Annotated in this window: 12 protein-coding genes; all 12 read right to left on the bottom strand. The window is 61.5% G+C overall.

The genetic code is table 11. The annotated features are described in order from the left end of the window. Positions 1 to 29: 29 nt before the first annotated feature. Positions 30 to 1268 carry a benzoate/H(+) symporter BenE family transporter gene (locus BUE09_RS05435; RefSeq protein WP_073299690.1) on the bottom strand — a complete coding sequence of 413 codons (1239 nt, stop codon included), beginning with the start codon at positions 1266 to 1268 and terminating at the stop codon, positions 30 to 32. A 483-nt stretch (positions 1269 to 1751) separates the two neighbouring features. Then, positions 1752 to 2690 carry a catechol 1,2-dioxygenase gene (gene catA / locus BUE09_RS05430; RefSeq protein WP_073299689.1) on the bottom strand — a complete coding sequence of 313 codons (939 nt, stop codon included), beginning with the start codon at positions 2688 to 2690 and terminating at the stop codon, positions 1752 to 1754. Positions 2691 to 2762: 72 nt separating this feature from the next. Then, positions 2763 to 3053 carry a muconolactone Delta-isomerase gene (gene catC, locus BUE09_RS05425; RefSeq protein ID WP_073299688.1) on the bottom strand — a complete coding sequence of 97 codons (291 nt, stop codon included), beginning with the start codon at positions 3051 to 3053 and terminating at the stop codon, positions 2763 to 2765. 15 nt (positions 3054 to 3068) lie between these two features. Beyond that, positions 3069 to 4190, bottom strand: coding sequence for a muconate cycloisomerase family protein (locus BUE09_RS05420; RefSeq protein ID WP_073299687.1), 1122 nt, complete (start codon positions 4188 to 4190; stop codon positions 3069 to 3071). A 29-nt stretch (positions 4191 to 4219) separates the two neighbouring features. Next, the gene (locus BUE09_RS05415; RefSeq protein WP_073299686.1) at positions 4220 to 5563 is read right to left on the bottom strand and encodes an MFS transporter; all 1344 of its coding nucleotides are present in this window, start codon (positions 5561 to 5563) and stop codon (positions 4220 to 4222) included. 67 nt (positions 5564 to 5630) lie between these two features. Continuing rightward, positions 5631 to 6410: a 1,6-dihydroxycyclohexa-2,4-diene-1-carboxylate dehydrogenase gene (locus BUE09_RS05410; protein WP_073299685.1), complete on the bottom strand. Its 780-nt coding sequence runs from the start codon at positions 6408 to 6410 to the stop codon at positions 5631 to 5633. A 288-nt stretch (positions 6411 to 6698) separates the two neighbouring features. Further along, the gene (benC, locus tag BUE09_RS05405; protein WP_073299684.1) at positions 6699 to 7709 is read right to left on the bottom strand and encodes a benzoate 1,2-dioxygenase electron transfer component BenC; all 1011 of its coding nucleotides are present in this window, start codon (positions 7707 to 7709) and stop codon (positions 6699 to 6701) included. Positions 7710 to 7719: 10 nt separating this feature from the next. Further along, a complete protein-coding gene (benB, locus tag BUE09_RS05400) occupies positions 7720 to 8208 on the bottom strand; it encodes a benzoate 1,2-dioxygenase small subunit (protein ID WP_073299683.1) in 489 nt (162 codons plus the stop codon). Further along, positions 8208 to 9569 (bottom strand): benzoate 1,2-dioxygenase large subunit, encoded by a 1362-nt coding sequence (benA, locus tag BUE09_RS05395; RefSeq protein WP_073299682.1) that lies wholly within the window; start codon positions 9567 to 9569, stop codon positions 8208 to 8210. Before benA ends, benB begins: the two co-directional genes overlap by 1 nt. Positions 9570 to 9798: 229 nt before the next feature. Continuing rightward, the gene (locus BUE09_RS05390; protein ID WP_143164625.1) at positions 9799 to 11727 is read right to left on the bottom strand and encodes a hybrid sensor histidine kinase/response regulator; all 1929 of its coding nucleotides are present in this window, start codon (positions 11725 to 11727) and stop codon (positions 9799 to 9801) included. 193 nt (positions 11728 to 11920) lie between these two features. Beyond that, positions 11921 to 12874, bottom strand: a complete 954-nt coding sequence (locus tag BUE09_RS05385; protein WP_073299681.1) for an AraC family transcriptional regulator — start codon at positions 12872 to 12874, stop codon at positions 11921 to 11923. 230 nt (positions 12875 to 13104) lie between these two features. Continuing rightward, complete coding sequence (locus BUE09_RS05380) at positions 13105 to 14004, bottom strand: LysR family transcriptional regulator (RefSeq protein ID WP_073299680.1); 900 nt, start codon at positions 14002 to 14004, stop codon at positions 13105 to 13107. Between the last annotated feature and the right edge of the window lie 127 nt (positions 14005 to 14131).

Raw genomic sequence — 14131 nt, 5'->3', positions numbered from 1 at the left:
GCCCAGATACCTGCTTGGTTCAGGGAAGGTCATTGGATTGACTCAGCGCGCGGTTGCTCCTTTTCTAGCGGTGCTGGCGTGCTGACAGGTGAAGGCGTTTGAGAACGCCTGGGCGTGAGCAGCACGTGGGCAGCGATGCCGAAGATCAGTCCCCAGAACGCAGCGGACAGACCGAGCAATGACATGCCAGACGCCGTGACGAGGAAGGTGATCAACGCAGCTTCGCGATCTTCCGGCACCGACATCGCGGTACTCAATGCCCCGCCAATGGCCGCGAGGAGCGCCAGCCCCGCCAGCGCCGCAATCAGCGCAGCGGGAAAGGCGGTGAAGATCGAAACCAGCGTGGCGCCAAAGATGCCCAGCAGCAGGTAGAACAGCCCACCGGAGATTCCAGCAACGTAGCGTTTGTCGGGGTCTTCGTGAGATTCCTTGCCGGTGCAGATCGCAGCCGTGATTGCCGCAAGGTTCAGACCGTGGCAGCCAAACGGTGCAAGCAGCAAACTGCCCAGCGCGCTGCTGCTGATCAGCGGGCTCGCGGGCGTCTGATAACCGTCATTACGCAGCACGGCCATGCCCGGTACGAACTGGCCGGTCAGCGACACCATCACCAACGGAAACGCGACGCCGAGGATGACCTGCCAACTGAACTCGGGTGTGATCCAGACTGGCGTCGCGAGCCCGATCACCAGCGCCTCGCTGCGCAGCTCGCCGCTACCGGCCGCGATGGCCACGCCGACGATCAGCACTGCCATGACGGCGTAGCGAGGCATCACTCGTTTGAACAGCAGGTAGGTGCCGAGCATTGCCAATACCAACCAGGGTTGCTCCTTCACCGAAACGAACAACCCCGTGCCGAAGCGAAACAGGATGCCCGCGAGCATGGCGGCCGAAATCGCCGCAGGGACTCGGCGGATGATCTTGTCGAACGCCCCGGAAAGCCCGACCAGCAGAATAATCACGCTGGATACCAGATAGGCGCCAACCGCCTGGTTCATGCTGATGTCCGGCAACATGGTGACCAGCAACGCCGAACCCGGTGCGGACCAGGCAATGATGATCGGCACCTTGTAGCGCAGACTCAGCACAATGCCGAGCACACCGCTGCCGATGGAGACAGTCCAGACCCAGGACGACACAACCTCACGCGGCAGACCGCCCGCTTCTGCCGCCTGAAAGATGATGACCAGTGGGCCTGCATAGGAAATCACCGTCGCAATGAATCCCGCTATCACGGCGGAGAGGGAGATGTCTCTCAAAAGCCTGTTCATGACGCCTCGCAAGTCATGCCTGGCGGTCCGTGACAACGTCCGGATCGCTCGTATTGTGGGTCCTGCTTCTGAGCGTAGGGTGGATGACGCTTCACCCATCCACCACCGGCACCGCAAAAAAAGCCGGTGGATGAAAACGGCGTCATCCACCCTACGTTGCCTTGGGCACGGTGTCGTTTCTTACCACTGTGCTGACAAGCGCAGCCATCGTTCCTATCAGGCAACCCCTTGCGTAGGGTGGATGACGCTTCACCCATCCACCGCCTGCACCGCAAAAAGCCGGTGGATGAAAACAGCGTCATCCACCCTACGTTAGCTTGGGCGCGGTGTCGTTTTTTCCACTGTGCCGACCAGCACACCCATCGTCCCTATCAGGCAATTCCCTTACGTAGGGTGGATGACGCTTCACCCATCCACCACCGGCACCGCAAAAAGCCGGTGGATGAAAACAGCGTCATCCACCCTACTTCGGCCGACGATTGGTTACGCCTCCTGCAACGCCCTTGGTCGGCGGCTGCGCTGCTCGGCCGTTGGAGCGGGCGCTTGCTGCAATTGGAAGTCGAACTCGACTTCAGCAAACCGCCCTTCCACACCGCGGGCATGTGCCGCTTCCGGATCATCGTTAAAGTGAATGTCACCAATGAGCCCGTCGCGAGTGGCATAGGCGAAGTCGTCCCAGAGGTATTTGTCGCCCGACAGGTTGATCTGCGTGGTCAGGTGGCGATGACCGGGCGCTGAGATAAAGAAGTGAATGTGCGCCGGGCGCTGACCGTGCCGGCCCAGCTGGTTCAGCATTTCCTGGGTCGGACCATCCGGCGAACAGCCGTAGCCGGACGGCACGATGCTGCGCGCGCGGTAGCGGCCTTCGGCATCGGTGATGATTCGGCGGCGCAGGTTGTAATCCGTTTGGCTCTTGTCGAAGTACGAGTAGTTGCCCTGAGTGTTGGCGTGCCACAGGTCCACCGTAGCACCGGCCAGTGGTTTGCCATCCGGCCCGGTGACCTGGCCGTGAAGGAACATCACGGTCGAGACGCCATCTTCGCTGCCGTCATCCATACGCGCTTCGCCTTCCACGATCGGTGCGCCGGCGACATACAGCGGGCCTTCGATTGTGCGTGGGGTGCCGCCAGTCAGGCCGACTTCAGCGTCCTTGGCATCTTCCAGCAGGTCGAGAAAATGCTCGAGGCCGAGACCGGCCACCAGCAGACCAGCTTCATTGCGGCCGCCGAGGCGGTTGATGTAATCCACCGCTTTCCAGAACTCATCCTGAGTGATCTTCAAGTCTTCAATGATCCGTGCCGCATCGGACAGAATGCGGTGGGTCACGGTCTTCATGCGAGTGTTGCCCTGGTCGTTCTGAAAGCCGCTGGCTTCCTTGAAGAATTGCTGGACTTCCGGGGAGTGGGAAATTTTCACAGTCATGGCTCAGGCCTCATCTTGTAGTTGTGGTGACGCGATTAGCTGGCCGGCGCCACGCCAGCCTTGGAAAGTCGATCAGCTGTCGTCTTCACGAACCGAGGACGGGTGCCGGCACAGCGGATTGACCTCGATCTCCATGTAGGGAAACAGCGGCAGCTGCATCAGGGTGTCGTGCAGTTCCTGCACGCTGGCCACATCGAACACGCTGTAGTTGGCGTACTGGCCGGCGATGCGCCACAGGTGGCGCCACTTGCCTTCGCGCATCAGGCTTTGCGCCAATTCCTTCTCGTCAGCCTTCAGCTTGAACGCCTTGCCGGGGTCCATATCGACGGGCAGTTTTACGATCATCTTTACGTGGAACAGCATCAGTTCAGCCTCCGTTTACGTGCGGCTGAAGAACGCCAAGCGCTCTTCATCGAGGGTCAGACCCAGGCCCGGCGTGCGCGGCACTTCCAGCTGGAAGTCGCGGTAGACCGGCGCCTCGGTGACGATTTCTTCGGTGAGCAATAGCGGTCCGAATAGCTCGGTGCCCCAGGCCAGCTTGTTGAGGGTGACGAAGGCATGCGCTGAGGCCAGGGTGCCGATGGCGCCTTCGAGCATGGTGCCGCCATACAGCGCGATACCGGCGGCCTCCGCGATCTGCGCGGTGCGCAGCACGGCACGCGGGCCGCCGTTCTTGGCGATCTTCAACGCGAAGATGCTGGCCGCGCCGTCAGCGGCCAGGCTGAACGCGTCCTCCACACTCTCGATGGATTCGTCGGCCATGATCGGTGCCGGGCTGCGCTGGTTCAGGCGGATCTGGCCGCCGCGATTGATCCGCGAGATCGGCTGTTCGATCAGGTCGATGCCGTTGTCGCCCAGCACCTGGCAGGCACGCAGCGCCACCGACTCGTCCCACGCCTGGTTGACATCGACGCGCACGCTGGCGCGCTCGCCGAGGGCCTGCTTGATGGCGATGACGTGCTTGAGGTCGGCATTCACTTCGCCAGCGCCGATCTTCAGCTTGAAGATGCGATGGCGGCGGATATCCAGCATGCGCTCGGCCTCTTCGATGTCCTTGGCGGTGTTGCCGCTGGCCAGGGTCCAGGCGACTTCCAGGCTGTCACGTACGCGGCCGCCGAGCAGCTCGCTGACCGGCAGCCCGAGGCGCTTGCCCTGAGCGTCCAGCAGCGCGCTTTCCAGGCCGGACTTGGCGAAGGTGTTGCCCTTCGCCGCCTTATCCAGCCGCAGCATGGCGGCGTTGATATTCGCCGCGTCCTGCCCCACCAGCAGAGGGCCGAGGTGGCTGTCGATGTTTTGCTTGATGCTTTCCGGGCTCTCGTTGCCGTAGGCCAGGCCACCGATGGTGGTGGACTCGCCGATGCCTTCGATACCGTCGCTGCACTGCACTCGGATGATCACCAGCGTCTGTTGCTGCATGGTGTGCATCGCCAGCTTGTGCGGGCGGATGGTCGGCAGGTCGACGATGATCGTCTGGATGCTTTCGATCAGGATGGGGCTCATATCGATTTCCGATTTACCAATGTCAGGGTTCACGCCTTGGCCGCTGACAGCACGATCGGCGCGGCTTCTGGGCTGCGCTTGCTGGAGATGGCGAAGGCGGTCATGGCCAGTGCGGCGACGATGCCCGGGACGGCAAAGGCCATGAAGTTGAGCTGCAGCGGCAGGTTGATGCCCAGCAGCGCGCCGCCCAACAGCGGGCCGACGATGGCGCCGTTGCGACCGATACCCGAGGCCCAGCCAAGACCGGTGGAGCGGATCGACAGGCCGTAGAACTGCGCGGCGGTTGCGTACAGCAGGATCTGCGTGCCAATCACCGTGGCGCCGGCGATGAAGATCAGGGTGTAGAGCACCGGCATCGGCGTCTTGAAGCCCAGCAAACTGATCGAGGCCACCGACACGGCGAAGAACACCACCACGACTTTTGACAGGTTGTAGCGATCGCCCAGCCAGCCGCCGAGAATCGCGCCAGCCATCCCCCCGAAATTCAGCGCCAGCAGGAACGACAGGCTGGATCCCAGGCTGTAACCGGCGTTGGCCATCAGTTTCGGCAGCCATGAACCCAGCGCGTAAACCATCAGCAGGCAGCAGAAGAACGCCAGCCACAGCGAGAAGGTGCGCACACCACGGCCATCGCGGAACAACTCCAGCACCGAAGCGCTCTTGCCCTTCACGTCGGTCATCACCAGCTCATCGGCAGCGGTCAGTTGGCGGCTCGGGTCGACCTTGTTCAGCAGCGCCCGCGCCTGATCAGCCTTTCCCTGACGAACCAGGAAGCCGACGGATTCCGGCAGGTACCAGAGAATCACCGGCAACAGCAGCAGCGGCACGGCAGCGGCGAAGAACATCGCTTCCCAGCCGAAGCGCGGCAGCACGAAGATCCCCAGGCCAGCCGACAACATGCCGCCCAGCGAGTAGCCGCTGAACATCAGGGCCACCAGCGTGCTGCGCAGTTTCTTGGGCGCGTACTCGTTCATCAGTGCCACCACGTTGGGCATCAACCCGCCGCAGCCGAGGCCGGCGAGAAAGCGGAAGATGCCGAACTCGGTCGGTGTGCTGGCGAAACCGTTGAGCACCGTGGCACCGCTGAACAGCACAAAGCAGATGGCGATGCCCTTCTTGCGGCCGATGCGGTCGGCCAGGGTGCCGAAGAGCAGCGCGCCGAACATCATCCCGAACAGCGCGTAACTGCCCAGCGCACCGGCTTCCAGCGGGCTCAGCCCCCATTCCTTCATGATCACTGGCAGCACCACGCCATAGATGAACAGGTCGTAGCCGTCGAAGATCAGCAGCAGTGCGCAGAGGCACACGACGAGCCAGTGAAAGCGGCTGAAGCGCGCGTTATCGATGATTTCGTGAACATCTACTTTTCGCATGGCAAGACTCTCTATTGTTTTTGTTAGTCGTTAACTGCGTGCTAGCCGCGTTCGGCGGCGGGACGGTTCAACCCAGGTCGCCACCACCCACCGGCAGGGTCACGCCAGTGATGTAGGAGGCGTCATCCGAGGCGAGAAACAGGATGGCGCCGGCCTGCTCGTCAATCGTCCCGTAGCGCTTCATCAGGGTTGAATCGACGGTCTGATCGACGATCTGCTGGTACCAGATCTTTTCCAGCTCGCTCTGCTCCGCGGCGTTGCGCGGGATGCGGCGGGGCGGCGCTTCAGTGCCGCCCGGTGCGGTGGCGTTGACGCGGATCCCGCGCTGGGCGTTCTCGAACGCCAGGCAAGCGGTCAGCGCATTGACGCCGCCCTTCGCCGCGCCATAAGGCACACGATTCAGGCTGCGCGTGGCAATCGAAGAGACGTTGACGATGGCGCCCGCGCCCTGCTCCAGCATGTGCGGCAGCGCGGCGTGACAGCACCACAGCGTGGGGAATAGCGAGCGACGCACTTCGGCCTCGATCTCGTGTTCCTGGTAATGCTCGAAGGGCTTGGCCCAGATGGTGCCGCCGACGTTATTGACGAGGATGTCGAGGCGGCCGAAGCGGTCCTTTGCCGCGGCCATGACGCGATGGCAGTCGGCAAATTGCTCGAGGTCGGCGGTCAGGGTCAGCACCTCGATACCCTTCGCCCCCAGCTCATCGGCCAGCTCGTGGACCAGCTCGGAGCGGTCGACCAGAATCAGCCGTCCACCCTCTTCGCCCATGCGCTCGGCCACACGCCGCCCGATGCCCTGCGCGGCGCCGGTGATCACTGCAACCTTGTTTTCAAAACGCTTGTTCATCTACCCATCCTCGATGTGTTCGAAGCGACGCACGCCCCTTGTAGGAGCGAGCTTGCTCGCGAAGTTTTTTGGGACGTTGATCCAGGCGAACCTGCTGGCCTTTTCGCGAGCAAGTACCCTAGGGTGGGCTTTAGCCCACCGCCAGCACCCCATTGGTGGGCTAAAGCCCACCCTACAAATTTGAACTGCGGCGTTGATCGTTCCAACGCTCCGCGTGGAATGCCGCCCTGGACGCTCCACGTCCCCGCAGTGCGTCACAACCAGGGCTCCCACGCTGGAGCGTGGGAACTAGGCGCTGGCGGCAAACTTCTCGTAGTAGAAATTCGCAGGCTCCAGCCCTTGCTCACGGATGAAGCCGCTGACCGCCTCGACCATCGGAGGCGGGCCGCAGAGGTAGATGTCCACCTCACCGTCGTTCAGGTGTTTGGGCTCGATGTGCTGAGTTACATAGCCCTTCTGCGGATAGGCGCTGTCCGGGCTGGCGACGCAGGCGCTGTAGCTGAAGTTGGGGATGCGCGCGGCGAAGGCCTCGAGCTTCTCCATCTCCACCAGGTCGTGGTCGTGGGTGACGCCGTAGATGAGGTGCAGCGGGTGCTCACTGCCCTGCTCGGCGATCTTCTCCAGCATCGCGGTGAATGGCGCGAGGCCGGTGCCGCCGGCCAGCAACAGCAGCGGCCGTTTGATCTCGCGCAGGTAGAAGGCGCCGAGCGGGCCAGCTAGGTTAACGCTGTCGCCAGCCTTGGCGAGGTTGGTCAGGAAGCTGCTCATCAGCCCGCCCGGCACGTTGCGGATCAGGAAGCTAACCTCGCCATCCTTTTGCAGCGAGCTGAAAGAATAGGCGCGGGTCTGATCGCTGCCAGGCACCTGCAGATTGACGTACTGCCCGGGCAGGAACGCCAGCTGGTTCAACGCCTCGCCTTTGATCGACAGCGCGATCGTGCTCTCGGAAAGCTGCCGAACGTTGCTGATGGCGGCCTGGTAGTTGGCCTGCTGGGTCTTGCAGATGTCCGAGGCGGCCGGCACGCGAACCACGCAGTCGCTTTCGGCGCGCATCTGGCAGGTCAGTACGTAGCCCTGCTCGGCCTCGGCTTCGCTGAGCGCGTCTTCTATATATTCCTCGCCGAGGTCATAGCGACCGCTTTCGGCGAAGCATTTACAGGCGCCGCAGGCACCGTCACGGCAATCCAGCGGGACGTTGATGCCCTGGCGATAGGCGGCGTCGGCGACGGTTTCGCCGATAGCGGCGTCGATGAAACGAGTAACACCGTCTTCGAAGTTCAATGCGATCTTGTGAGTCATGGCGGCGCCCTCAGAGGTGGTAAACGTCGATCATCTGGCGGATGTAGTCGTTCTTCAGCACGACCTTCTTGGCCTTGATCAGCGGGTTCTCGCCGCGCGTATCGAGGGTGTAGAAGCTGGTGCCGTAGAAGTGGTCGACCGTCTTGTAGCGAAAGCTCATCGTGTGCCAGTTGAAGCGCAGCTTGCAGACGCCGTCGGCTTGCTCGAGCAACTCGAGGTTGCTGATGTTGTGGCTCGTGCGAGTGTCCGGAATGGTCGCGCTGGAGCGCTCGGTGCGGATGCGGAACACCCGGTCTTCGAGGCCGCTGCGGTTGCCGTACCAAATCAGCGAAATTTCGCTCATCGGGTCCTGGGTCAGCTGGTCGCGGTCATCCCAGGCCGGCATCCAGAAGGTGGCATCCGGCGCATAGAGTTCGAGCCAGGCGTCCCAGTCCTTGTCGTCCAGATAGCGCGCTTCGCGGTAGAGGAAGTCGCGCGCGGTTTCGTACGAGAGAGTCATCACGCACCCTCCACGTGGATCAGTTGGTCCTGCTCTTCCTTGAGCCCCTTGATCATCTGCTGCTGCCAATAATGATGTTGCAGCACAAACAGGCCTTCATCCTCCGTGCGCATGCCGCTCATCTGCGGGTGCAGGTCGATCTCCTGCGCACCTTCATCGGCGCCGTCGATCCAGTGCTTGGCTCCGCGGGACATGTCGTTCCATTCCATCGCCCTACCGGCAAAGCCCTGCTGGCAGGCGCGGAATTCTTCCAGGTCGTCCGGCGTGGCCATGCCGCTGACGTTGAAGAAGTCTTCGTACTGGCGGATGCGGCGGGCACGGGCTTCAGCGCTTTCGCCCTTGGGGGCGATGCAGTAGATGGTAACTTCGGTCTTGTCGACGGAGATCGGCTTGGCGATGCGCAGCTGCGAGCCGAACTGGTCCATCAGGTACAGGTTCGGGTAGAGGCAGAGGTTGCGTGAGTTCTCGATCATCCAGTCAGTCCGTGCCTGGCCGAACTCGGTGATCATCTCGTCACGGCGGGCATACAGCGGACGGTCTTCCGGGTTGTCCCAGCGGGTCCAGAGCAGCAGGTGGCCGTTCTCGAACGAGTAGAAGCCACCGCCCTTCTTGCCCCAGCCGCCGGCGCTCATGGCGCGGATGTCGTCACCGGCCTCTTTCAGCTTGCGCTGCTGCTGGGTGGCGGCGTAGTTCCAGTGCACCGCAGTGACGTGGTAACCGTCGGCGCCGTTTTCGGCCTGCAGCTTCCAGTTGCCTTCATACACGTAGGTGGACGAGCCGCGCAGCACTTCGATGCCGTCCGGAGACTGGTCGACGACCATATCGATGATCTTCTTCGATTCGCCGAGAAATTCCTCCAGCGGCGCGACGTCTTCACGCAGGCTGCCGAACAGAAAGCCGCGATAGGACTCGAAGCGGGCGATCTTCTTCAGGTCGTGGGAGCCGTCGCAGTTGAAGCTATCCGGGTAGCCAGCTTCCTTCGGGTCCTTGACCTTCAGCAGCTTGCCCGAGTTATTGAACGTCCAGCCATGGAATGGACAGGTATAGGTCGCCTTGTTGCCGCTCTTGAAGCGGCACAGCATGGCACCACGATGACTGCAGGCATTGATGAAGGCGTTGAGTTCGCCATCCTTGTTGCGTGCGATGAAGATCGGCTGACGCCCCATCTGGGTCGTGTAGTAGTCGTTCTTCTCGGCGATCTGGCTCTCGTGAGCGAGGTACAGCCAGTTGCCCTCGAAGATGTGCTTCATCTCCAGATCGAACAACCGAGGGTCGGTGAACATCTCGCGCTTGCAGCGAAAGACGCCCTTCTCTTTATCTTCTTCTAGCAGCGAATCAAGGTAGTCGAATCCCAGGGACATGGCCGGGGCCTCCATTGTTATTGTGTCTACGTGATGAAGGCTACGGCGCGGAAGACGGCATCAATATCCGTTTCCTGCAGCACCTTTATCCGTTTTCTGCAAAACAATGTGCGACGTGGCCCAGCGAGCTTGGGGGATCTTGCAGGCAGAGCAGTGACGATGAAGCCGGGCGCCCGGTAACTACGGCAGGTAGTGGGTTGTGATCAGGATTCGTCAGACGCACCGGCCGTCAGGGCTGGCTCATGACCGCGATGATTTTTTCGGCCAAGGCGTTCATATCGAAAGGCTTGCCAAGCCTGGGAAGACCGCCGGCCTGTCCACCAAGCTTATCGGCGTAGCCGGTGGCGAGAATAACCGGCAGTTGTGGATAGCGGTTTCGAATGAAGTCAGCCAGTTGCGCACCGGTCATATGCGGCATGGCCTGATCGGTCACCACCAGATCGACCGGGTGTTGCGTCAGCGCCGTCAAGGCCTGCTCGCCAGAGCTTGCCTCGATCACCTCGCAACCAAGCTCTTCGAGCATCGCAGCGGTCGTCATCAGCACCAGCGGGTCATCGTCCACCGCCAGTACCTTCAACGCCATGAGGCATTGCGGTTGAGGTGGCTGGGTGCTTTCAGCTTCTATCGGCGCAGGCACGTTTACCGCAAGGGGCAGCCAAAGCTCGGCAGTCGTGCCATGGCCCTTCTCGCTCTTGAGCAGCAGCTGCCCGCCAGACTGCGCGGCCAGACCGTGAACCATCGAGAGCCCAAGGCCGGTGCCCTTGCCAACACCCTTGGTGGTGAAGAACGGTTCCATGGCCTGTGCAAGCGTCGCCTCGTCCATCCCCGAGCCATCATCGGTCAGCGCCAGGCACACATAGTCGCCCGGCTCAAACAGCCCATCATCCTTATCGAACCGATGTTCACGTGCCGAGATGGTGACGGTACCGCCGTTGGGCATTGCGTCCCGTGCATTGACCGCCAGATTCAGTAGCGCCAGCTCGATCTGATTGGCATCCGCCAGGACAGGCTTGAGCGAGAGCGGAAAGCGTGTGTCGATTTCGATCCTTGGGCCAAGCGACTGCCTGAGCAGATCCGCCATGCCGTGCACCAGCGCCGAGAGATCAACCAGCTCGAGATGCAGCTCCTGCCGCCGCGCGTAGGCCAGCATGCGCTGAGACAGCGATATGCCGCGCTGCGCTCCCTGGATGGCGTTGTCCAGCAAAGGGACGACCCTTGGGTCATCGTCCACACGTCGGCGCACGATCTCCAGCCCGCCCACCACCGCCATCAACAAATTGTTGAAGTCGTGAGCGATACCGCCAGTCAGTCGGCCGAGCGATTCCATTTTCTGGGCCTGGAACAACGCCTCACGCGTCTTCTCCAGTGCGCGCTGCGCCTCGACGCTTTCGGTGATGTCGCGGGTGACCTTGGCGAATCCGACTAACGCGCCGGTGTCGCTGCGGATCGGGTCGAGCACGACATTCGCCCAGAACCGCGAACCGTCCTTGCGGATCCGCCAACCCTGACTTTCGAACCGGCCATCGCGCAATGCCGTGGCGAGACCACGTTGCGGGGTGCCGTTCTGCCGGTCCTCCTCGCTGAAGAACAGCGAATAATGCTGACCGATGATCTCCTCTGGTCGATAACCCTTGATGCGTTGCGCGCCGGCGTTCCAGTTGGTGACGATGCCGGTCGGGTCCAGCATGTAGATGGCGTAATCAGTGACGCTCTGCACCAGCAGCCGAAACTGCTGCTCGCTCTGTTTCAGTGATTCCTCGGCCAGTTTGCGCTCGGTGAGGTCGCGAGTGATCTTGGCAAAACCAATCAGGTTGCCCTCCGGCGAGCGGATCGGGTCGACCACCACATGACACCAGAAGCGCGAGCCGTCCTTACGCACCCGCCAGCCCTCGCCTTCGAACCGTCCACCGGCTGCCCGGTCCAGGGTTCGCTGGGGCATGCCGGCTGCGCGATCTTCAGCGGTGTAAAAGCGGGAGAAGTGCTCGCCGATGATTTCAGCTTCTTCGTAACCTTTGAAACGCTTGGCACCGGCGTTCCAGCTGGCGATGCGGCCATCGACATTGAGCATGTAGATCGCGTAATCGGTCACCGCATCAATCAGCAGGCGGTATCGATCATCGACTCCCAGCGGCGCGTTCGATGAGGCCATCCCCTGCATGCGATATCTCTCTGAGTGGTTTGGTCGGGATTATGACCAACCCTGGCCGCAATATGAAATGTGCGGCTGGCCGACACCCTACCAGCATAGGCACTCGGGCAACGCGAGAGTTCGGCAGCGCACCTTGAATCAAATCGCTTGGCAGGCGTTGTGCCATGGCTCATAGCGCAACCTCATGAGAGCGAACGGCAGTTCAGTGATGCTTACGCAGCGTGTCCGACGGCAGTTCGCCAAAGGTGGTCTTGTAGCTTTCGGAGAATCGCCCGAGATGGAGGAAGCCATAGTCCATGGCGATCTCGGTGATGTTGCGGACCTTGGCTGAGGGGTCGCTCAGGCGGCCATGGATCTGCTCCAGCTTGCGCTGGCGAATATAGGATTTCGGCGTTGTACCGATCTTGCGATCGAACAGCATGTACAGCGAGCGCGCACTCATGTTCGCCACCTGGGCCAGTTGTTCGATGGAGATGTCTTTCTTCAGGTGCTCATCGATGTAATCGGTGATGCGCCCGAACGAGGGACAGCTTTCGCTCAGTGGCTCGCGGTAGATGTTGTTGGCCAGGGTGCACAACAGCTTCGAGGCGATGATACGGCTGTACTGCTCCTGCAGCTGGGGCACGCAGTGTTCGGCTTCGGCTTCCTGGCAGATCAGCCCGAGCAGGGCTTCGATGCCTTCGAGCTGTTTGAGATCGTAGCGGCTGGCCGTGAACCGGATACCCTCGCCCGGCGCACGCCACTGGTTCTCGGCACAGGCTTTTTCCAGAAACGAGGCTGGCAGTTTGATGATCAGCTTCTCGCAGTCATCCGAATAGGTCAGGTCGACCGGATCGTCAGGGTTGATCAGCAGCAACTCGCCGGGGGTGAAATAGTGCTCCTGACCACGGCCTCGCCAGAGGCAGTGACCGCGCTGTAACAGCTGCAAGTGATAGATGGTTTCCAGGGCTGGCGACGTCACGTGGACGCTGCCGCCGTAACTCAGCTTGCACAGGTCGAGCTTGCCGAAGGTGCAGTGGCTCAGGCTGGCTTGCGGATGGCCCGTGCGCGGCAGCTGGATGCAGTGGGCACCGACATGCTGATTGACGTACTCCGACACCGCATGCGGGTCAGCACGATCAAAAATCCTGCTTTTCGTATTCAGCAGACTGTCCATCACAAGGCACTCTTGTCTTTTTTATAGTGAGGCTGAAACCGCAGCGAGGCGGTCACTCGCCTGTCGTCAACACGGACCGGGGCCATGGCCACTTTGCCGCGCGGCGAAGCATAAAGCTGTGGCTGAGCATATGAGATACAACGCCTGTGCAATATCGTCAGCGTTCGGTAACCGCACGCTTTCGCTCGACGCTGACCAGTGGAGGCCGCGATTTTCGAGGCGCAGGCCGTCTAGCCGGCGTCGTGCGGGTAATCCGTCCCTGCTCGCAACGCGTCGGCGATTGCCTGCGCGGCAACCGACAATTCGTGACCCGGCTTGGTGAGGATGCCCACCGGCCGTTCGATTACCGGATCGCTGAGGGCGACGCATTGGGCCCCGACTTCCAGCATTTGTACACGGCACAGCGCCGGCACAGCGCTGACCCCGAGCCCACAGGCGACCATGCGGCCAACGGTCGCCAACTGATGGGTTTCAAGTTGCACCGGCAGGTTGCGACCACGCATGCGCAGATGGTCTTCGAGCATGAAGCGCACCGTGGAGGGGCGTTGTAATGTGATGAATGGCTGCTCGAGCAGCTCATCCCAGACCACTCCTTGGCGCGCAGCCAAGGGAGAATCTGCCGGCACAACGGCAACGAACCGATCCATGTAGAGCGGCGTGAAACACAAGGGTGTGGTCGGTTCAGGCTCGAAGGCGATACCCAACTCCACATGCCGGTCGCGCACCATTTCCATCACTTGCTCGTTAATCACGTCATGCACGGTCACGCTGATCGACGGATACCGCTGACGAAACGTTCGCAGCACCGACGGCAGTAAATTACCAGCGAAGGACGGCATCGAGGCGAGCGCTACCCGGCCCTGCTTCAGCGTGAAGCGCTGGCGCAACTCGTCTTCAGCATTATCCCAGTCCGCCAACAACCGACGCGCCAAGGGTAATAGCGCCTCGCCTTCTGGGGTCAGGCTCACCGCGCGGGTTGTGCGGCTGAACAAGCGGCCGCCCAAGCCCTCCTCCAACGCTTTGATGGTCAAGCTAAGCGCGGATTGCGACAGGTGCAGCCGCTCGCAGGCCTGGGCAAAGCTCAGGGTCTGGGCCACGGCAAGAAAGGCGCGAAGTTGTTTAGCTGTCATGGTTTCCCGGCAACGTTTCGGTACGTATTGTTTGGCTTTATCAATCAATAGCGCTTAAAAATCAACTTAACAAATTCAATCACGACAGGAACACTCGGGCCAGCATCGTCGCCCCTAGGGCGACCAC

It is taken from the genome of Stutzerimonas xanthomarina DSM 18231, from assembly GCF_900129835.1.
Lineage (GTDB): Bacteria > Pseudomonadota > Gammaproteobacteria > Pseudomonadales > Pseudomonadaceae > Stutzerimonas > Stutzerimonas xanthomarina.
This window is presented reverse-complemented; position numbering and strand designations above follow the sequence as displayed.

Excerpts from the sequence above, each read along its gene's own strand:
- BUE09_RS05385 (WP_073299681.1), bottom strand. The coding sequence starts at position 12,874 with ATGGACAGTCTGCTGAATACGAAAAGCAGGATTTTTGATCGTGCTGAC.
- catC (WP_073299688.1), bottom strand. The coding sequence starts at position 3,053 with ATGCTGTTCCACGTAAAGATGATCGTAAAACTGCCCGTCGATATGGAC.
- benA (WP_073299682.1), bottom strand. The coding sequence starts at position 9,569 with ATGTCCCTGGGATTCGACTACCTTGATTCGCTGCTAGAAGAAGATAAA.
- benC (WP_073299684.1), bottom strand. The coding sequence starts at position 7,709 with ATGACTCACAAGATCGCATTGAACTTCGAAGACGGTGTTACTCGTTTC.
- BUE09_RS05415 (WP_073299686.1), bottom strand. The coding sequence starts at position 5,563 with ATGCGAAAAGTAGATGTTCACGAAATCATCGATAACGCGCGCTTCAGC.
- BUE09_RS05390 (WP_143164625.1), bottom strand. The coding sequence starts at position 11,727 with ATGCAGGGGATGGCCTCATCGAACGCGCCGCTGGGAGTCGATGATCGA.
- benB (WP_073299683.1), bottom strand. The coding sequence starts at position 8,208 with ATGACTCTCTCGTACGAAACCGCGCGCGACTTCCTCTACCGCGAAGCG.
- catA (WP_073299689.1), bottom strand. The coding sequence starts at position 2,690 with ATGACTGTGAAAATTTCCCACTCCCCGGAAGTCCAGCAATTCTTCAAG.
- BUE09_RS05380 (WP_073299680.1), bottom strand. The coding sequence starts at position 14,004 with ATGACAGCTAAACAACTTCGCGCCTTTCTTGCCGTGGCCCAGACCCTG.
- BUE09_RS05435 (WP_073299690.1), bottom strand. The coding sequence starts at position 1,268 with ATGAACAGGCTTTTGAGAGACATCTCCCTCTCCGCCGTGATAGCGGGA.
- BUE09_RS05410 (WP_073299685.1), bottom strand. The coding sequence starts at position 6,410 with ATGAACAAGCGTTTTGAAAACAAGGTTGCAGTGATCACCGGCGCCGCG.
- BUE09_RS05420 (WP_073299687.1), bottom strand. The coding sequence starts at position 4,190 with ATGAGCCCCATCCTGATCGAAAGCATCCAGACGATCATCGTCGACCTG.